The sequence below is a fragment of the Rhizobium sp. P32RR-XVIII genome, assembly GCF_012641395.1.
In the GTDB taxonomy this organism is placed as follows: domain Bacteria; phylum Pseudomonadota; class Alphaproteobacteria; order Rhizobiales; family Rhizobiaceae; genus Rhizobium.
In genome coordinates this window covers 18,819-37,387 of sequence record NZ_JABAIH010000010.1, presented here as the reverse complement: position 1 = coordinate 37,387, position 18,569 = coordinate 18,819, and the positions used below count along the sequence as shown (strand labels likewise).

The 18,569-nt window shown below is 62.5% G+C and carries 17 protein-coding genes; 9 read left to right on the top strand and 8 right to left on the bottom strand.

Going from position 1 to position 18,569, the window contains the following annotated elements; translation table 11 throughout:
- Nucleotides 1-29: 29 nt before the first annotated feature.
- From HGP14_RS24250 to HGP14_RS24220, 8 genes are all read right to left on the bottom strand, one after another.
- Nucleotides 30-1,025 carry an ABC transporter substrate-binding protein gene (locus HGP14_RS24250; RefSeq protein ID WP_168832423.1) on the bottom strand — a complete coding sequence of 332 codons (996 nt, stop codon included), beginning with the start codon at nucleotides 1,023-1,025 and terminating at the stop codon, nucleotides 30-32.
- A 63-nt stretch (nucleotides 1,026-1,088) separates the two neighbouring features.
- The gene (locus HGP14_RS36290; protein WP_281408120.1) at nucleotides 1,089-1,211 is read right to left on the bottom strand and encodes a hypothetical protein; all 123 of its coding nucleotides are present in this window, start codon (nucleotides 1,209-1,211) and stop codon (nucleotides 1,089-1,091) included.
- Nucleotides 1,212-1,597: 386 nt separating this feature from the next.
- Nucleotides 1,598-2,653 (bottom strand): Ldh family oxidoreductase, encoded by a 1,056-nt coding sequence (locus HGP14_RS24245; RefSeq protein WP_409527102.1) that lies wholly within the window; start codon nucleotides 2,651-2,653, stop codon nucleotides 1,598-1,600.
- 34 nt (nucleotides 2,654-2,687) lie between these two features.
- Nucleotides 2,688-3,653: a hydroxyacid dehydrogenase gene (locus HGP14_RS24240; protein ID WP_168832421.1), complete on the bottom strand. Its 966-nt coding sequence runs from the start codon at nucleotides 3,651-3,653 to the stop codon at nucleotides 2,688-2,690.
- A gap of 23 nt (nucleotides 3,654-3,676) precedes the next feature.
- On the bottom strand, nucleotides 3,677-4,678 hold the full coding sequence (pdxA, locus tag HGP14_RS24235) for a 4-hydroxythreonine-4-phosphate dehydrogenase PdxA (protein ID WP_168832420.1): 1,002 nt from the start codon (nucleotides 4,676-4,678) through the stop codon (nucleotides 3,677-3,679).
- A gap of 26 nt (nucleotides 4,679-4,704) precedes the next feature.
- Nucleotides 4,705-5,838 carry an iron-containing alcohol dehydrogenase gene (locus HGP14_RS24230; protein ID WP_168832419.1) on the bottom strand — a complete coding sequence of 378 codons (1,134 nt, stop codon included), beginning with the start codon at nucleotides 5,836-5,838 and terminating at the stop codon, nucleotides 4,705-4,707.
- Between the two features lie 323 nt (nucleotides 5,839-6,161).
- Nucleotides 6,162-7,346 carry a sialidase family protein gene (locus HGP14_RS24225; RefSeq protein ID WP_168832418.1) on the bottom strand — a complete coding sequence of 395 codons (1,185 nt, stop codon included), beginning with the start codon at nucleotides 7,344-7,346 and terminating at the stop codon, nucleotides 6,162-6,164.
- Nucleotides 7,347-7,358: 12 nt separating this feature from the next.
- Entirely contained in the window at nucleotides 7,359-8,264 is a 906-nt protein-coding gene (locus HGP14_RS24220) for a dihydrodipicolinate synthase family protein (protein ID WP_168832417.1), read from the bottom strand.
- A gap of 278 nt (nucleotides 8,265-8,542) precedes the next feature.
- On the opposite strand from HGP14_RS24220, the gene HGP14_RS24215 reads away from it, so the two are divergent.
- The 9 genes from HGP14_RS24215 to HGP14_RS24175 all read left to right on the top strand — a co-directional run bounded on the left by HGP14_RS24215 (nucleotide 8,543) and on the right by HGP14_RS24175 (nucleotide 18,555).
- Nucleotides 8,543-10,183: an ABC transporter substrate-binding protein gene (locus HGP14_RS24215; protein WP_168832416.1), complete on the top strand. Its 1,641-nt coding sequence runs from the start codon at nucleotides 8,543-8,545 to the stop codon at nucleotides 10,181-10,183.
- Nucleotides 10,184-10,319: 136 nt separating this feature from the next.
- Complete coding sequence (locus tag HGP14_RS24210; protein WP_168832415.1) at nucleotides 10,320-11,276, top strand: ABC transporter permease; 957 nt, start codon at nucleotides 10,320-10,322, stop codon at nucleotides 11,274-11,276.
- A 2-nt stretch (nucleotides 11,277-11,278) separates the two neighbouring features.
- On the top strand, nucleotides 11,279-12,238 hold the full coding sequence (locus tag HGP14_RS24205; RefSeq protein ID WP_168832414.1) for an ABC transporter permease: 960 nt from the start codon (nucleotides 11,279-11,281) through the stop codon (nucleotides 12,236-12,238).
- Nucleotides 12,238-13,242 carry an ABC transporter ATP-binding protein gene (locus tag HGP14_RS24200; RefSeq protein WP_168832413.1) on the top strand — a complete coding sequence of 335 codons (1,005 nt, stop codon included), beginning with the start codon at nucleotides 12,238-12,240 and terminating at the stop codon, nucleotides 13,240-13,242. Before HGP14_RS24205 ends, HGP14_RS24200 begins: the two co-directional genes overlap by 1 nt.
- On the top strand, nucleotides 13,242-14,234 hold the full coding sequence (locus tag HGP14_RS24195) for an ABC transporter ATP-binding protein (protein ID WP_168832556.1): 993 nt from the start codon (nucleotides 13,242-13,244) through the stop codon (nucleotides 14,232-14,234). Before HGP14_RS24200 ends, HGP14_RS24195 begins: the two co-directional genes overlap by 1 nt.
- On the top strand, nucleotides 14,231-15,298 hold the full coding sequence (locus HGP14_RS24190; protein ID WP_168832412.1) for a four-carbon acid sugar kinase family protein: 1,068 nt from the start codon (nucleotides 14,231-14,233) through the stop codon (nucleotides 15,296-15,298). The genes HGP14_RS24195 and HGP14_RS24190 overlap by 4 nt, the downstream gene beginning before the upstream one ends.
- A 25-nt stretch (nucleotides 15,299-15,323) precedes the next feature.
- A complete protein-coding gene (locus tag HGP14_RS24185) occupies nucleotides 15,324-16,088 on the top strand; it encodes a FadR/GntR family transcriptional regulator (RefSeq protein ID WP_312862179.1) in 765 nt (254 codons plus the stop codon).
- Nucleotides 16,089-16,211: 123 nt separating this feature from the next.
- The gene (locus tag HGP14_RS24180) at nucleotides 16,212-17,276 is read left to right on the top strand and encodes a LacI family DNA-binding transcriptional regulator (protein ID WP_168832410.1); all 1,065 of its coding nucleotides are present in this window, start codon (nucleotides 16,212-16,214) and stop codon (nucleotides 17,274-17,276) included.
- Between the two features lie 40 nt (nucleotides 17,277-17,316).
- Nucleotides 17,317-18,555, top strand: a complete 1,239-nt coding sequence (locus HGP14_RS24175) for an ABC transporter substrate-binding protein (protein WP_168832409.1) — start codon at nucleotides 17,317-17,319, stop codon at nucleotides 18,553-18,555.
- The last annotated feature ends 14 nt before the right edge of the window (nucleotides 18,556-18,569 follow it).

The window sequence follows — 18,569 nt, the reverse complement described above, 5'->3', positions numbered from 1 at the left end:
GGGTTCTCCTCCCGCCTTATCGGCAGTTTTTAGTTGAGCGCTTTGAAGAAGCCTTCCTTATCGAGCGCATCGAGCGTGCTTGTGTCGACGATCGATTCCGGCTTCACGGAGGCTGCAGCCGGCTGCGTTTTCGAAAGCTCCGCCAGGACAGCAGACACACCTGGGATCGAGGGGCGCAGATCCTGCGGGAACACCTTCTCGGAATAGAAGCGGAACGCCTGTTCGACCGATGGCCCCTTCTCAAGCTTCAGAAAGGATGCAGTCACGTCCATCGCGTCCTGCGGATTGGCACGAAAGCCGTGGAGGCCCTCTCCCATCGCCATGAAGAAGCGCTTGACGGTATCGGAATGCTCAGAAAGATAACTCCGCGAGGTCACATATGCAGTGTTCGGGTAGTCCTTGACGATCTCGGTCACGTCTACCAGCATCTTCGAGCCGGCATCGACCATTTCCTGCGTGCGCGGATATTGCGACATCAGCCCCTGGACCTGGTGGCTTTCAAAGGCGGCCGCGCGCGTGCCCTCGCCACCGAGTTGGAGAATGTTGATATCCGTGGGTTCGAGGCCGAGAGATTTCAGAGCGAACTTGACGGCGGTGTCGGTCGACGAACCAAACTTGCTGATGGCGATGCTTTTGCCGCGCAGCTGGTCGGCGCTCTGGATGGAGGCATCGACGACAAGCTGGAACGGCAGCTTGTTGGCCATGCTGCCGATGATCACGACATCGGCGCCGGCAACGGCCGCGGCGATTGAGGGGGTGTAGCCGTTCTGGGCGATGTCGATCGAGCCGCCGACGAGCGCCTGGGTGAGCACGGAACCGCCCTCGACATAAACGAGGTTGACGTCAAGCCCGTACTTCTTGAACAAGCCCTTGGCAAGCGTGTACTGGATCGGCGCGCTCGTCATGGTGAAGCCGTCATACGCGACATTCAGCTTGGTCAGGGCTTCGTCTGCCGCGGCCGGCGACATGGCGCCCGCAAGCAGGCTCAACCCCGCTGCCAAAGCTGCTTTCAATAGATTTCTCATGCTTTCCTCCCACGATTTGGTTTGTCCTCACCCCGCTCTCCTCCGAGCTACGGGTGGGCGCAACTAAGTGCAGCTAAGCAGGCTTTGCATTCGTTCCCTGTTCATCGACTTCATGAACTGGTCGACGAGACCGTTGAGCGGCAAGGGCAGCTTCACGCTCTGCGCGAGGTCAAGGGCGACGTCCATATCCTTCTCCGCCACTTGCCGGTGCTCTTCCCTTAGCGCGATAGCGGCCTGCCGACGCTCTCTCCTGCCCCGCTGGGTTTGTCATCAGGTGAGCCTAGTGCCGCGAAAGCTGCCTGTCCAAGACCGTTGGAAGCGACGAGCTATAAGTTTTTTGCTATGGGCGGCCGGTATCTCAGAAGACGTAAGGACAAGCACGGCAGATGTGATGAACAACATCCGCAGGAATGGCCCGATCAGCTTGGCTTCACGGGCGACCGCTCCTCGCACCTGGTCACCATCCGGTCTCGACCAGCTTAGAACCAGCGACGCTGACTGACAATGACCGGGGTAGTCCCCGGCAGCGGCTGACGGAACATCCGGTTCAGGCTGTCGCCGCTAGGCTCTCTCTACGGACGGGGGACGGCGACGCCGAGGCGCTCTGCATGCGGCAGCAGCGATGGCATGATGCCGGGAGCGAGTTCGACGCCCTCGGCAAGGGCTGCCCGCTTCTTCGCAAGGCCGTTTTCGCCGGGAAGCCTGACGCGCGCCACGCCGGGACGCGGCGGATTAGAACGACAGGCGTCGGCCAGCCAGCCCGTCTGCCGGAGGAAGGCCTCACGGCCGCCGAAGGCATCGGGATCGAAGACTTGCACGATGACCGCGGCATTGGTTCCCTTCGGTGCATCGACGCGGCCGTAGCCGGCAAGGCCCTGGGTGAAAGCTTCGACATGCAGCGCCATCCCGTAACCTTTCTGGCCATGATCGAGGCCACCCGTCGGCAGAAGCGTGCCGCCGCGTTCGAGAACGCCCGGATCGCGGCTCGGATTGCCCTCCTCGTCCATCAGCCAATCGTGATCATATTGCCGCCCTTCGCGGATCAGGCGCTGAGCCATGTTGACCGTGGTGATCGAGGCGCTGATATCAATCAGGATCGGATCGCCCGGCGTCGGGATGCCATGGGCGACCGGGTTCGGCGTATAGATGCCCCGCCTTCCCCCGAAGGGAGCGACCTGTGCACCGGAAGGGCTGGAGCTTGCGATGCTGACCATGTAGCCGCGATCGGTGGCAAGACTGAGATAGGCGGCAAGGCAGCCGATATGGTGGCTGTCGGCGATCGTCACCGTCGCCGTGCCGTACTGAGCCGCGCGCTCGGCAGCGAGCTTTACCGCCTCGGAAGTCAGCCAGGCGCCGGGCAGCCGGCGCCCGTTCCAGGCGATCGCCGGGCCGCGATCGGAAATCACTGCCGGCAGTCCGGCAGGTTTCATCACGCCATCGGCGACGCTCTGCAGATACCAGCCGGCAAGCGCCAGGCCATGGGTGGTGTGGCCCATGAGGTCCGCCTCAAGGAGGTAGCGGGCAACAGCCTCTGCCTTGTCCTCTTCGAGGCCGGCGGCCGCAAAAAGTTTCTGGGCAAAGGAGCGCAATTCGTCCACGGAATAATGCGGCACCGGCTTATGGGTCATGTCGGCCATCTCAGCCTCCTTTGAAGACATAGGTTCAGCGCGCCAGGAAGCGCTCCGCGAGTTGCTGACCCCGCAGGGTCGTCAGCACGTTCTGGGCTGCCATCACGGCCATGGCGCGCTTGGCGTCGATCGTGACGCCGGCAACATGCGGCGTCACGATCGTGTTCGTCAGCTTGAAAAGCGGATTGTCCCTGTCCGGCGGTTCGAGCGCGAAACTGTCGAGCCCGGCGCCGGCGAGATGTCCGGACTTCAGCGCCTCGACGAGCGCCGCTTCGTCGACGACCACGCCGCGGGCGGTATTCACCAGGAAGGCGCCCGGCTTCATCAGCGCGATGCGCCGCGCGTCGATAAGATTGCGGGTGTCCGGGGTCAGGGGGCAATGCAGGCTGACAATATCGGCCTGCGACAACAGGCGATCGAGATCGCTTTCGCGCCGGATGCCGTCACGAAAGGCTGAATCCGGCGTGTGCGGATCGAAGGCGGAAACGCGCATGCCGAGCGCCAGCGCCATGGTGCCGAGCGTCTGACCGATGAAGCCGAAGCCGACGAGGCCGAGATGCTGGCCGCGCAGCTCCCGCCCCTGATATTGGTTCTTGTCCCAGACGCCATCGCGGATCAGCGTATCCTGCCGGGAAAAATCCTTGACGAGCGCCATCATGAGGCCGAGCGCATGTTCGGCGACCGAGTGGCCATTGCTCCCTGTTGTGACGGAAACGGGGATGCCGAGCCGGGCGGCAGACTCGATGTCGATATCGTTGGTGCCGACACCGTGCTTTGCGATATGACGCAGCCGGCCGCCCGCTTCCATCTCCTTCCGGCCCAGAATATCGGCGAGAAGACGGACGATGACGGCATCCGGCTTGTGGCGGTTCATCGCCTCGATGACGGCCTGCCGGTCGATATAGGGCGGGGTGGAAACGACACCGACGCCTGCCTCCTCAAGGATCGCCCTGCCCTCCGCTGCAAGCTCCCCTCCGAGGATGACGACCGTCTTTTCCATTGTGCCTCCCCCTCGCTCGCCCCTCAGGACGGTTCGTGCGCCTTTGCATCACGCGGCGAACGGGCCATCAGCCGTGCATAGGCGATGGCAGAAAGCATGTTGACGTGGTTGGCCTTGCCGGTGCCGGCGATGTCGAAAGCCGTGCCGTGGTCCACCGAGACGCGGTCGATCGGCAGCCCGAGCGAGACGTTGACGGCGGTTTCGAAGGCGACCAGCTTGATCGGGATATGGCCCTGATCGTGATACTGCGCGACGGCGAGGTCGAAGGCGCCGTTATAGGCGCGGGCAAAAACCGTATCGGCGGAAATGGGGCCGACGACATCGATGCCCTTGCCGCGCGCCTGTTCCACGGCCGGGGCGAGGAATTCCGTGTCCTCGGTACCGAAGAGCCCGTTCTCGCCGCAATGCGGATTGAGGCCGGCGACGGCGATGCGCGCGTTCTTGCCCAGCCGCATGAAGTGATTGTGTCCGGCCTCGATCGTCGCCAGCACGCGCTCGGTCTTCGCCCGCTCGATCGCGCCCTTCAGCGAGACGTGGGTGGAGACGTGAATGGTGTTCAGCCGTTCCGAGGCAAGCAGCATGAAGGAGCTTTTGGAGCCGGTCAGATGCGCAAGCAGGCCCGTATGACCGTCGAAATGATGGCCGGCGAGGTTCATCGCCTCCTTGTTGATCGGCGCGGTGACGATGACGTCGGCTTGCTTCGACATCGCCAGATCGACGGCGCGGGCGATATAGCGGACCGAGGCATCGCCGGCGACGGGACTGACCTTGCCGATCTCCGGCAGGGCCGCGCCGAGCGGCACTTCATCCACGGCGATGATGCTTCCGTCGTCCGAGGCCGAAGGACCGAAGCGGAGCGTAATGTCGGTTGCACGCGCTGCCCGTTCCAGCGCTTCCGTATTGCCGACGATGACGAAATCGCGCCGTTCGGCGGCCGGCAGCGCAGCCAGCGCCTTGACGATCACCTCAGGGCCCACGCCGGCGGGATCACCGAGGGTTACCGCGACTTTTGCATTCCTGTCCATCAGTCAAATCCTCTTGAAAACCCTGCTCAATAGGCTGCTTCGTAGATCGAGCGGATGTCGGCGCGGGTCAAGTCGCGCGGATTGTTGTCGAGCAGCCGGCGGATGGCGAAAGCGTCGTCGGCCATGGCGTCGAGATCGTTTTCCGGCACGCCGAGGCCGGACAGCGTCATCTCGATGCCGAGTTCGGCGCAGAAGGCATAGGCCGCATCGAAGACCGACTTGATGCTGTCAGAGGTGTTGTAGCCGAGCGCTTCCATGACCGCCTTCGTCTTTTCCGGCACGGCCGGCGTGTTGAAGGCGAGGACATGCGGGAAAATCAGCGCATTGGCCGCGCCATGGGCGACATGCCAGCGCGTGCCGAGCGGGTAGGCGAGCGCATGTCCGCCTGCCGTGTTGACCGGGCCGAGACAAAAACCGCCATAGAGCGAGGCGAGCGAAAGACCGGCGCGCGCCTCAGCGTCCGAACCATCGCGGACGGCGCGCGCGAGATATTTGCCGACGAGCCGGATGCCCTCGATCGCGTAGATATCGATCATCGGATGCGCCTTGCGATTGGTGAAGGCCTCGACGCAATGCGCCATGGCATCGACGCCGGTCGCGGCCGTCGTGCGGGCGGGAACCGAGAAGGTCAACGACGGGTCGATGACGGCGATATCGGCGAGCATATGCAGGCTCTCGACGGCAAGCTTCGCCTTTGTATCGGGATCGGTCACCAGAGCGCGGATGCCGGCTTCACTTCCGGTTCCAGACGTGGTCGGCACCTGGGCGAGCGCTGCCTTGCGGGGGCCCTGAACCTTGTTCGCTCCGACGACGTCGCGCAGGCTCTGCGACGAACCGGTGAGCACGGCAGCCAACTTGGCAAGGTCCATGGCGCTGCCGCCGCCGAAACCGACGATGAGATCGGCCTGCGCCGCCCCGGCCGCTGCGAGCACCTTGGCAAGATTGCCGATATCCGGCTCGGGGACTACGTCCGAAAAGACGGAAACCTGGCCCTTCAACTGCAAAAGGTCGATGCGCGAGGCATTGAAGGCGTCGGAAATGACCAGCATGCGGGAATAGCCCTTGTCGGCCGCCCAGGCGCCCAGCTTTCCCGCCGTCCCGAGGCCGAATTCGATCAGGTGCGGCCGGACAACGGTGATAGGCGAATCCAAACTGACCATCTGCGGTCCTCCCCGAGGCGCGACGGACTTGCCGTCGATGATGTAAAGTTGTTATCTCAATTGCTGGTTTTTGGCAAGAACGGTCAAGGGTTTTTCTTGCTTTCCGATCCATTTCGATGAGGCTGCATCGATATGAAGCAGCTGGTATACGCGTTAAACCATTGACTTAAAAGCAATTTTCTTAGAAAGACCTACGCCAGCGCCAGTGAAGAGGAAAGTGCACGATCTGTCGTACACTTGTAAACATCGCTGTTGACACAGTGAGGCCGAATGCCTTCCGGCATCCAGCCTCACCGCGCCCCTCCAACTATTTTCACGGAGTGCTAAGCAATTGATTCCAATGGAAGACGCACATATTTGATGGCGCGCCGGTAATAGGTATAGGCCACATGCAGCACGCCGTCGGATCCCTGGACAATCGACGGATAGGAGAACTCGCGATTGAGCATGTCTTTCGAATTGTTGCTCAGGCAATAGCCGTCGCCGGTATCGAGATCGAGCTTGCGCTCGAAGCTGCGGCCCTCGTCGACGGAAACCGCAAGGCTGAGGGGCGCACGCGGCACGCCCCAGACGGCCTTTCTCACCGGCGCCCCGGAAACCTCCACGCTCGCCGTCTTGTCGCTGTCGATCTCGTCATAGAGCGACTGACGTCGCGCATCCGACGATGCAGCATTGCTGTGGTTGTAAACCATTGCGATTCTTCGATCTTTCAAGGCCGTGGCCTGGATCGAGGAATTGTTGTTGGGGAGGTTTGTCGGCTCCAGCGCGCTCCAGGTTTCGCCCTGATCGGAGGACAGCGAGGCGCGGACGTTCTCGGAATAGCGATCGCGGAAGAAGGCGACCATCCTGTCCCCGTCGAGCGGCAGGATATTCATATGCACGGCGCCCAGGCTATCGGCTATATCCCGCATCTGCCAGCTTTTTCCGCCGTCGCGAGAGATCAGCACGCCCGCCGTATCGGCGTCACCGCTCCAGCGCTGCCCGGGCAGGCTGATGCAGCGGAAGACCGGGAGCAGCCAGTCGCCGCTGCGGTTCACGACAATCTGCTGGCGCACGAACGTGCCTGGAACGTCGCAGAGAATATAGGCCGGCGCGAAGGTCTTGCCGCCATCCTCGGAAATCCGGCATTTGACAACTGCGCCATCCTGGTCGCCGGATGTCTGCGAGGTGTAAAGCAGCCAGACCCCGCCGTCCGGCGCAGTGAAAACCAGCGGATTCTGCTCGGATTTCGCCGGATCGTCCGACATTTTCTCCGGCTCGGACCAGCGATCGGCTCCCGGCGCGAGCCGCGACATGTAAATGGAGATGTCCCCCATGCCCTCCATCGTGCCGCCGAACCAGACGCAGGTAAGCGTGCCGTCGGCCAGGAACGCGAGGTTGGCGGCGTGGTTCTGGATGCACGGAGACGGCAGATAGGCATCGAAGCGCCCGGGCTGAGCGCCATTTGGCCGAAGCACGCCATCCATCAGAGCCGGAACCTCCTCCGGCAGCAGGCCTGTCGCTTGCATGAGCTTTCTCCCTTACGGCAGCTTGGCGTAACCTTCGGCGAGCGTCGCATATTCGGCATCGCTGAGCGGCACCAGCGGCGGCCGCGTACGCTTCCAAGCAGTATTGCCGGTCTTCAGACCGACCATCGCCTTGATCGTCGGGATCTGGACATAGGAGTTGGACAGCGTGCGGAAAGCGTTGATACGCGCCTGCGCAGCTTCGACTTCGGCGGCACGCGTCTCGTCATGAACATGGTCGTAGACGGTGCGCAGCGAATTCGCGACGAGGTTGGAGGTCGCGGTGATGCAGCCGGCGCCGCCGGCCTTCAGAAGCGGCAGCAGCAGCGGATCGGCACCGCAGAGCACCGAGAAGCCCGGGCAAGCGGCGATGATTGCCTGCATGTTATTGAAATCGCCGGCAGATTCCTTGATGCCGACCACGGTTTTCGGGAAGGCTTCGACCAGCCGGCTGATCAGCGGAATGGAGAGCGGAACGCCGGAAACCTGCGGGATATGGTAGAGGATCACCTGCAAGCGGCTGTCGCCGATCTTCTCCAGCACCTGCGCATAGGCGGCGAACAGCCCCTCGTCGGAGACGCCCTTGTAGTAGAAGGGCGGCAGCATCACCACCTTGGTAACGCCGAGCGAGAGCGCGTGCTTGGTGAGTTCGACCGTCTCCGGAATGGCGACGACGCCGGTGCCGGGCAGAAGCTGGTCCGCCGGGATGCCGGCCTCAAGCGCCGCTTCGAGGATGGTGCGGCGCTCGGCCGAAGAGAAGGAGTTGGCCTCGCCGGTGGTGCCGAGCAACGCGACGCCGTGGCAGCCTTCGCTGATCAGCCTCCGGCAGTGTTCGGTGAAGAGGCCGAGATCGGGGCTGCCATCGGCATTGAGAGGGGTCGTGGCGGCGCTGTAGACGCCTGTAATCTTGTGATCGCTCAAAGTATCCTCCTCTTCAAACCGGGCCTTCCGGGCACGTTCCTACCGTGCTGAATTCATCGCAACGTGCCGGAGTTGTCAATCTTACAAATTTGAGAAAACCCCGCCCTGGATTTTAATTTATTGATTTTTCTATATTAAATATTGAGCCATACAGTTTTGGTGGTCGCTTCGTTATTTTTTATTGACAGATTTACATTATCGCGCAACTCTCTACGCCATGTCGCGCGGCTTCGGGGAGGGTCTTTCGAACAAGCGCGCTGCTTGCCACGGAGGAGCAAATGACAATTCGCAACGACCAAAGCATTTCGCAGATTTCCCGCCGCGAAGCCCTCAAGCTCGGGCTGGCCGCCGGTGTCGGCTTCACTCTTTTCGGCGCAAGCGCCCGCATCGTGAAGGCGCAGGAAGGCCAGGTGCTGAAGGCCATCAACCCGGCCTTCGACCAGGACTGGTCGCCGCTGCGCGGCGGCGGCAGAACCTTTCGCTGGAATTCCTTCTGGTGGGCCTCGCCGATGTATTTCGACGCCGACGGCAAGCTGAAGCCCTACGTCTTCACCAGCTGGGAATCGCCGGACAAGAAGGTCTGGACCTTCAAGATCGATCCGAAGGCCGTGTTCTCCGATGGCAGCAAGATTACCTCGGCCGATATCAAGGGTTCGTGGGAAGTGGCGTCCATGCCGAACACCAAGAGCCAGCGTGCCGACCAGGTGCTGAGCAAGGTTCAAGGCTACAAGGAACTGGGCGCAGGTTCGGCAACTGAGATCTCCGGTGTTGCCACCCCGGACGAGGGCACGGTCGTCGTCACGCTGACCGAAGCTGACCCGATCTTCTTCATGCGCCTTGCCAACCACATCATCCCGATCACCAAAGCTTCGCAGTCCAAGGGCAGCGATGGCGAGGAAGTCGCAGACTGGTACAAGCCCGACAACAGTGCGGTCTATTCCGGCCCGTTCAAGCTGACCGCGATCGATATCGACGCCGGCACGCTGACCTTCGAGCCGAACGAGAACTTCTTCGGGCCGAAGCCGAAGCTCGCCCGTATCGAGATTGCCTCGATCGAAGACAATGTCACGGCGACGCAGCTCATCAAGTCGGGCGAATACAATGCCCATACGGAGCTCGTCACCTCGACGATCATCCAGGATCTCGGCCCCGAATTCTCCGCCGGCCCGATCATTCCGACGAGCCAGCATTTCTGGTTCAACATCTCCCGCGCGCCGATGGACGATCCGAAGGTGCGCCAAGCGTTGATCATGGCGGTCGATCGCGACGGCCTGTTCAAGGCCTCCTATCCCGACGGACCGCACAAGAAGGCTGACCAGATCCTGAACTCTGTTCCGGGCGCCGACAATTCCGGCTTCGAGCCCTACCCTTACGATCCGGAAGGCGCCAAAAAGCTTCTGGCGGAATCGAAGTATGGCGGACCGGAACGTCTCCCGAAGATCATGTTCGTCGGCATTTCGGCTCCGGCGATCGAGGCGGCCGCACAGTTCATCGCCGAGCAGTGGCGCCAGAACCTCGGTATCACCGCCGTTGACATGAAGCCGCAGCAAGACGCCTATGCGGGACCGGACCAGAACTCCGTGCAGATCTTCCGCGACGACGTCGGCACGCGGGTTCCCGATGCGGCTTCCTATCTTGCAGGCTCCATCGCCTCCACCTCGTCCAACGCCCAGAACAAACTCGGCGGCTACAAGAACGACAAGGTGGACAGCCTGCTTGCCGAGGCCGCGACCAAGTCCACCGACGATCCGGACCGCGTGAAGCTCGCCCAGGAGGCGCAGAAGGCGTTCCGCGAGGATTGGGCGTTCATTCCGTGGTATTCTCAGGCGATGTCCCGCTGGGCAACCAAGGACGTCAAGGCCATGGAGAAGAACCTCGACTGGCAGGTCGTGGCGCCCTGGGACGTTTCCATCGGCTGACCGCAACGACCAAGGCCGCCTGAGGCGGCCTGACATCGGCGCGAAGGCCGCAGGGGTCTTCGCGCATCTTTCAAGAAGAACCGGCCATTTGCGGTATTCCCGCCAGTCATGCGCCGGGCAAGAGTGGGAGGTGGCCTTGCTACGCTATGTGCTAACGCGGTTCGCCATCTGGATACCGTCGGTATTGGTCGTGATGATGGCCGTCTATGCGATGGCCTTCTACGGCGCCGGCGATCCGATCAAACTGATCTTCCTTCGCGCGCCGGGCGACGTCGCCTATAATCCGCAGAAGATCGAGGCCATCCGCGAGAGCGCCGGTCTTAACAGGCCTTTCATCGAGCAATTCGGCCTTTACATCTGGAACCTGCTGCACGGCCAGTTCGGCAATTCGCTGACCTCCGGCCGTTCCGTCTGGGCAATGGTGTCCGCCGCCGCCCCCGTCTCCTTCCAGCTCGCGCTCTGTGCCATCGTCCTGACGGCCGTGGTGGCGATTCCGCTTGGCATGCTTGCCGCACTCAACCAGAACAGTCGCATCGACTACACGATCCTCGGTTCGGCGCTCTTCCTCTGGGCGGTCCCGGCCTATGTCGCCGGCCCGCTCCTGATGGTGGGGCTGATCGTGCTTCTGCCAATGATCAAGGTGCCCTATGGCTGGGGCGGCATCTTCGACGTGCGCATCATCCTGCCGCTCATCGTGTTGTCCTTCCAGCCGATCGCGCTCATCGTGCGCCAGACGCGCGCCGCCGTCATCGAGGTGCTGTCGGAAGATTTCGTCCGCACCGCCCGCGCCAAGGGCGTGCCGGAGATTGTCGTCGCACTGAAGCATATCCTGCGCCCGGTACTGACACCGGTCGTCACCCAGCTCGGCCTCATCATGATCACGATCGTCAACGGCGCGATCTTCGTCGAGCTCGTCTTCGGTCTTCCGGGCCTCGGCCGGTTGACCGTGCAGGCACTCACCAATTCCGACTATCCCGTTATTCTTGCGATCACGCTGATCGGGTCTTTCCTGGTCATGGTGTCGAACCTGCTGGTCGATGTGCTCTATCCGCTGCTCGATCCGCGCGCCGGCGATTCGAGAAGGAGCCGCTGATCATGTCCGCCATTCCCCTCTCCACGGTCGAGACAGCCGACGAGCCGCCGGTCAACCTATGGCGCGATGCCTGGCACCGCCTGAAGCGCAACAAGCTCGCGCTCTTCGGCCTCGCCGTCGTGCTGATCCTCGGCTTCGCGGCGATCTTCGGTCCCTATCTCACGCCGTACGATTATCTGAGCCAGGATCTCGCAGCCAGAAACTCGGCCCCTTCCCTCTCGCATCTCTTCGGGACGGATGATCTCGGCCGCGATGTCTTCAGCCGCGTCGTCTTCGGCACGCGCACCGCCTTCCTGGTCGCCGTCATCGTCACCTTCTTCGCGGTGCTGATCGGGCTTACTCTTGGCGCTGTTGCCGGCTTCTTCGGCAATCCCTTCGACCGCGTCATCATGTGGCTGACGGATGTGACGATGTCGGTCCCCAATCTTCTGCTCGTCGTCGTCATCAACGCCTCGCTGAAGTCACCGATCACTCGATGGATGGAAGCGCGCTATCTGGAGACGCTCAACCCCTTCTATCGCCAGACGGTATGGGTAGATTTCATCCTCGTCTTCGGATCGATGGCGCTGATCTCCTGGCCGCCCTATGCCCGCCTGGTACGTGCGCAGGTGCTTTCCATCCGCAACCGGCCCTATATCACGGCGGCGCAGGCGCTCGGTCTGTCGAACTGGATCATCATCAAGCGCTATATCGTGCCGAATGCGCTGGGTCCGCTGATCGTCTCCGTCAGCGCCGGTCTCGGCACTGCCATGGTTCTCGAAAGCGCCTTCAGCTTTCTCGGTGTTGGCGTCAATCCGCCGACGCCCAGCTGGGGTAACATGATCTCGGACGGCCTGCGTGTCTGGCAGCACTATCCGCATCTCCTTGCCGCCCCGGCGGCCGTGCTCGGCCTTGCCTCGGTTGCCTTCAGCTTCCTCGGCGATGGCCTCAACGATGCACTCAATCCGCGGGGGAGCAAATAATGAACACCAAGGCGAACGAACGCCTTCTCGACGTCCGCGACCTCACCGTCGAGATCGAAACCAGGCGTGGCCCAGCAGTGGTGGTCGACGGTATCGACCTTCACGTGAACAAGGGCGAAACCCTTGGCGTCGTCGGCGAATCCGGCTGCGGCAAGAGTCTGACGATGCTGAGCCTGATGCGGCTCCTGCCGAACAAGATCAAGGTCACCAAGGGGAGCGCGGATTTCAACGGCCGCGACCTGCAGAAGATGTCGAATTCGGAGCTGCGAAAAGTGCGAGGCGGCGATATCGGTTTCGTCTTCCAGGACCCGATGACCTCGCTGAACCCGGTCATGCGCGTCGGCGACCAGATCTGCGAGCCGCTGATCTATCACAGCAAGATAAGCAAGGCGGAGGCCCGCGCCCGTGCCGTCGAGTTGCTGCGCCTCGTCGGCATCCCAGGCCCGGAAGAGCGGCTGATGGCTTATCCGCACGAGCTTTCGGGCGGCATGCGCCAGCGCGTGATGATCGCGATCGGCCTTGCCTGCAATCCGAAGCTTTTGATCGCCGACGAGCCGACCACGGCACTCGACGTGACCATCCAGGCGCAGATCGTCGATCTCGTGAAGGAGCTGCGGGCCAAGCTCGGCATGTCCGTCGTCTGGATCACCCACGATCTGGCGCTGATCGCCGGTCTCGTCGATCGCGTCGCCGTACTCTATGCCGGCACCGTCGTCGAGGATGCGCCGGTGGACGAGCTTTATGCCCGCCCGAGCCATCCTTACACGCGCGGCCTGCTTTCCTCGATCCCCAAGCTTTCGGATGCGCCCGCAAGCCGACTGAGTTCGATCGGCGGAACGCCGCCGGAGCCCGGCCGCCGGCCGAAGGGATGTCCGTTTGCGCCGCGTTGTCCGCTGGCCGAGGCGATCTGCCACGAGCAGGTGCCAAAGCTCGAGCCACTCGCCGGCGCCATCGATCACCGCGCCGCATGTTTCGTCGTTCAGAGAATGCAGGAGGCTGCATGATGGGTGCGCAACCGCTCCTCAAGGTCGAAGGCCTGGTCAAGCATTTCCACGTCAAGCTCGGCGCCTTCGGAGAACGCGCGGCTACCGTCTATGCGCTCGACAATGTCGATCTCGACATCATGGAAGGCGAGACGCTCTCCCTCGTCGGCGAATCCGGCTGCGGCAAATCGACGACCGGCTTCACCATCCTCAACCTTTATCGCGCCACCAGCGGCCGCGTCGTCTACAAGGGCCAGGATCTGGCCACGCTCGGCGAGAAACAGATGCGCCCTTTCCGGCGCGACCTGCAGATCGTCTTCCAGGACCCTTATTCGACGCTCAATCCCCGCATGACGATCGGCGAGGCGATCGCCGAACCCATCCTCTTCCACAAGCTCGCCACGAAGGCGGAACTGAAGGACCGGGTCGCAGCACTTCTGACCGATGTCGGCCTGCCGCCACGCTTTGCGCAGCGCTATCCGCACGAGCTTTCCGGCGGCCAGCGCCAGCGCGTCGCTATCGCCCGCGCGCTTGCCTGCCAGCCGAAATTCATCGTCTGCGACGAGGCGATCTCGGCGCTCGACGTCTCGATCCAGGCGCAGATCATCAACCTGCTGCTCGACCTGCAGGAGAAATACGGCCTGACCTATCTCTTCATTGCCCATGACCTTGCGGTCGTGCGCCATATCAGCACCCGCGTCGGCGTCATGTATCTCGGCCGGCTAGCCGAGCTTGCGACGCGCGAGGAGCTTTTCGACAATCCGCTGCACCCTTATACGAAGGCGCTGCTGTCGGCTGTGCCCGAAACCGATCCGGAGCATGAGAGGAACCGCAAGCGCCAGATCCTGCAGGGCGATGTGCCGAGCCCCCTCAACCCGCCATCCGGTTGCCGCTTCCATACACGCTGCCCGATTGCCATGGAGGTCTGCAGCAAGGTGGTGCCGGCTTGGACGGAGGCAAAGCCCGGCCATCTCGTCGCCTGCCACGCCGTCAATCCGGGACAGACGGCATGAGCTTGAAGGTTGCCGTGATCGCCGACGATCTGACGGGCTCGCTCGACACCGGCACGCCCTTCGTCGAGGCGGGCCTGTCTGTCGCCGTCGCGGTCGATGCAGGGGCGATCGAGGAAGCCATCGCCACAGGCGCTGAAGTGGTTGTCGTCAATACGGCTTCGCGGGCGCTCTCCGGCGACGAGGCGGCCGAGGTGGTCCTGGCCGCCGGTCAAAAGCTTGCGGCTGCGGCTCCGGCGGTCGTCATGAAGAAGATCGATTCCAGGCTGAAGGGAAATGTCGCGGCCGAAAGTGCGGCGCTTGCCGACGTATTCGGACGCAAGAGCATCCTGATTGCACCGGCAATCCCGGATCAGCAACGGTTTACCTCCGGCGCCTCTGTCGTCGGACGCGGCGTCGACACGCCCTTGCCGATTGCCGCTCTCTTTGCCGGACATTCCGAAGGACTCGCGATCGGGGATGCCGAAAGCGATGCGGACCTCGACCGGATCGTGGCGGAAAACGACTGGGCATCGGTTCTCGCCGTCGGTGCGCGCGGCCTTGGCGCCGCCCTCGCCCGCCATCTCGGCCGCGGCCACATCGGTAGCCAGCACCAGGGTTTCGAAGCCCGGGCGGAAACGCTCTTTGCGTTCGGCTCGCGCGATCCGATCACCGCCCGCCAGATGGAACGGTTGGAAAGGTCCGGAACCCTCGCAACGGTGATCGATGCACCGATGGGAGAAGTCGAACCGGTCGGGAATATACGGCTGCCTGCACTCTTGCGTTGCACAGGAGAAATATCGCATGAGGCTGCGCAGGTCGCGGCGCGCTTTGCGCAGGGTGTGAAATCGGTCATAGTTGCGACGGGGCCGGAAATGCTGATGGTCGGCGGCGGGGATACCGCGCTTGCCGTCCTTCGCGGATTGGGGGTGCGGGTCGTTCGGCCGAAAGGCGAGATCGAAGCCGGCATTCCCTGGTTCGATCTGACCGATGGCGCAGGACGGCAGTTCCGTTGCGCCATCAAGTCGGGAGGCTTTGGCAATTCCGATAGTTTGCTAAGACTGGTTCCCCGAAATCAGGCGGCATAGACGGATGCCAGCAGGGAGAATGAGAGTGGATGAAGCGAACGGCGCATCAGTGAATTCGCAGGCGGGGGCGCCGCCGCGGCCGGAACGCGGCAAGGCTGTGAAACTGGTCGACCGCGTTTTCGACCAGCTCCTGGAGCGCATCCGGACCGGCAATTATCCGCCGGATTCCCGTCTGCCGGGCGAGCACGAGCTTGCCTCGATGCTCGGCGTTTCGCGTCCGATCGTCCGCGATGCCTTGGCCCGACTGCGCGAACAAGGGATCGTCTACGCCCGTCAGGGAGCCGGCACCTTCGTCAGCGCACATGGCTCGCCGACGGCTCAGCTCGCCTATTCGCCGGTCAAAACGATCGCCGATATCCAGCGCTGCTACGAATTCCGCCTGACGATCGAGCCGGCGGCGGCCTATTTCGCGGCCAAACGCCGGGATGAGGCAGCGCTTCAGAAGATCGCCGACGCGCTTGCCGATCTGAGGGAAGCGACCAGCCATCAGTTGCATCGCGCCGATGCCGACTTCATCTTCCATCGCGCCGTCACCGAGGCTGCCAACAATCACTATTACACCGCCTCGATCGACGCCCTGAAGGCACATATCGCCGTCGGCATGCATCTTCACGGCCTTTCGCTGCTCGGCCCCCGCCAGGGCCTCGAACAGGTGTTCCAGGAGCACAATGCCATTTACAAGGCCATTGCCGAGGGCAGAGCCGACGAGGCGCGCGACCTGATGCGCGCGCATCTCGAAGGTTCCCGAGACCGGCTTTTCGAAGGCCGCGTGCTCGATCTCTCCTTCTGAGGTCCTTCGAAATTTCGGATCGACACCGGGGAGGTCGCGCCTTTGAGGACGAGGAGCTGCAAGCTGCTCTCCTTCGCATCCCACCCACCTCGCGAGAAAACCTTTTCCCGCTTGACAAGTGCCATGGTAAAAGCTTTTCTCATGTCGGGTGCGACGGAGGAGCAGCTAATACTCACGGGGAAAAAAACAGGCAGGACCACCATTCACGAAGTGGCAAGGGCTGCCGGAATTAGCATATCGACGGCATCGAAAGCGCTGAACGATACCGGCCGAATGACCGATGACACGCGCGAACGCGTGAAGCGTATCGCCGCGGAGATCGGATACCGGCCGAATGCCTTGGCAAGGGGTCTCCTCAGCAAGCGGAGCTTCACGATCGGACTCCTGACGAACGACACTTACGGCCGCTTCACGCTGCCGGTCATGGCGGGCATATCCGAGGCTCTCGTCGATCACGGCGTTTCGGTTTTCCTGTGCGCGATCGAAGACGATCCCGCTCTCGGCCAGATTCATGTCGAGGCTATGCTCGACAAACAGGTGGACGGAATAATCGCGACGGGAAAGCGTCTTGACAGACGGTTGCCGGTCGATTTGTCCAATTTGCATGTGCCGGTCGTCTACGCCTTCACGGAAGGAGCGCCGAATAGCGTGACCTTCCGGTCGGATGACGAGCAGGGTGCCAGGCTGGCGGTCGAGTGGCTGCGCAAGCTTGGACGGCGACGGATCGTCCATATCACCGGGCCCGAGGATTTCTTTTCGGTTCGGGAGCGTGCGGCCTCCTACCGGGCGATCGTCGGTCGGGATGCGGAAGTCATGTCTGGCGTCTGGTCCGAGAGCTGGGGCCACGATGCGATAGCGGCGATATGGAGCCGTGTTGCGGAGAAACCGGATGGGATCTTCTGCGGCAACGATCAGATCGCGCGGGGCGTCATCGATGCCCTGCGAGAGAGAGGCCTCAAGGTTCCGCAGGACGTCTCGGTTGTCGGCTTCGACAATTGGGAGATCGTCGCGGCCCAGACGCGGCCGCCGCTGACGACGGTGGACATGGAATTGAAGGAATTGGGACGTCAGGCGGGGCTTACGGTTCTTGCCCTGGCGGAAGGCCGGACGGTGGAGCCCGGCATCAGGAAATTGCCGTGCCGGCTTATCGTGCGGCAGTCATGCGGGGGGGACACCCTCGGAATATAGCAACGGCGCGAAGGAGACGCGCCATATTGGGAGGAGTGCCATGATCAAGCGTCTTTTGCTGGCGACGAGCGTTGCCACCCTCTGCCTGGCGTCCGGCGCCTCGGCAGCCGAAAAAATCGAGATGTGGGTCCGGACCGGCATCGGCGATGCCTTCAAGAAGGTCGTCGAGGCCTACAACACCAGCCACGAGAACCAGGTCGTCGCGACCGAAGTGCCCTTCAGTGAACTGGTACAGAAATATGCGACCGCGATCGCCGGCGGCCAGGCGCCCGATGCACTGTCGATGGATCTGATCTACACACCGGCCTTTGCCGCCGCCGGCCAGCTCGAGGATCTCACCGACTGGGCCAAGCAGCTTCCCTATTTCAATTCGCTTTCGCCCTCGCATGTGCGCCTCGGCACCTACCAGGACCGCATCTACGGTCTGCCGCTCTCGGTCGAGACCTCGGTCTTCGCCTGGAACAAGGATCTCTACAAGAAGGCCGGGCTCGATCCTGAAAAGGCACCGGCCACATGGGAAGAGATTACGGCCAACGCAGAGAAAATCCGCAAGCTCGGCGACGATACCTACGGCTTCTATTTCTCCGGCGGCAGCTGCGGCGGTTGCATGATCTTCACGTTCACGCCACTGGTCTGGGGTGCGGGCGCCGATATCCTCTCGGAGGACGGCAAGACGGCGACGCTCGATACGCCGCAGATGCGCAAGGCAGTCGATATCTATCGCAACATGGTCAAGAAGGACCTCGTGCCGGCAGGTGCGGCAAGCGACAATGGCGTGAACTTCCTGACTTTCCCGAACGGCAAGATCGGGCAGCAGAGCCTCGGCGCCTTCGCGATCGGCACCCTGGTGACCCAGCATCCCGAGATCAACTTCGGCGTGACGCTGATCCCCAGCGTCGACGGCAAGCCTTCTTCCTTTGCGGGCGGCGATAACTTCGTCATCACCAAGGGCACGAAGAGGCTCGACGCCGTGAAGGAATTCCTCGAATACATCTATTCCATGGACGGCCAGAAGGTCATGGCGAAATACGGCAGCCTGCCGACGCGCGGCGACATAGCCGAGCAGGTGCTCGCAGGCCTCGATCCGCGGATGCAGGTGGGGCTGAAGGCGATCGCCGTTGCCAAGACGCCCTATACGCTGCAGTTCAACGATCTCATCAACAGCGCCAACGGTCCCTGGGCGACATTCACCAATGCCGCGATCTACGGCGACGATGTCGATGGAGCCTTCTCGAATGCACAATCCGAGATGCAGTCGATCATAGACAGCGGCCAATAATCTCTCCCGGCCGT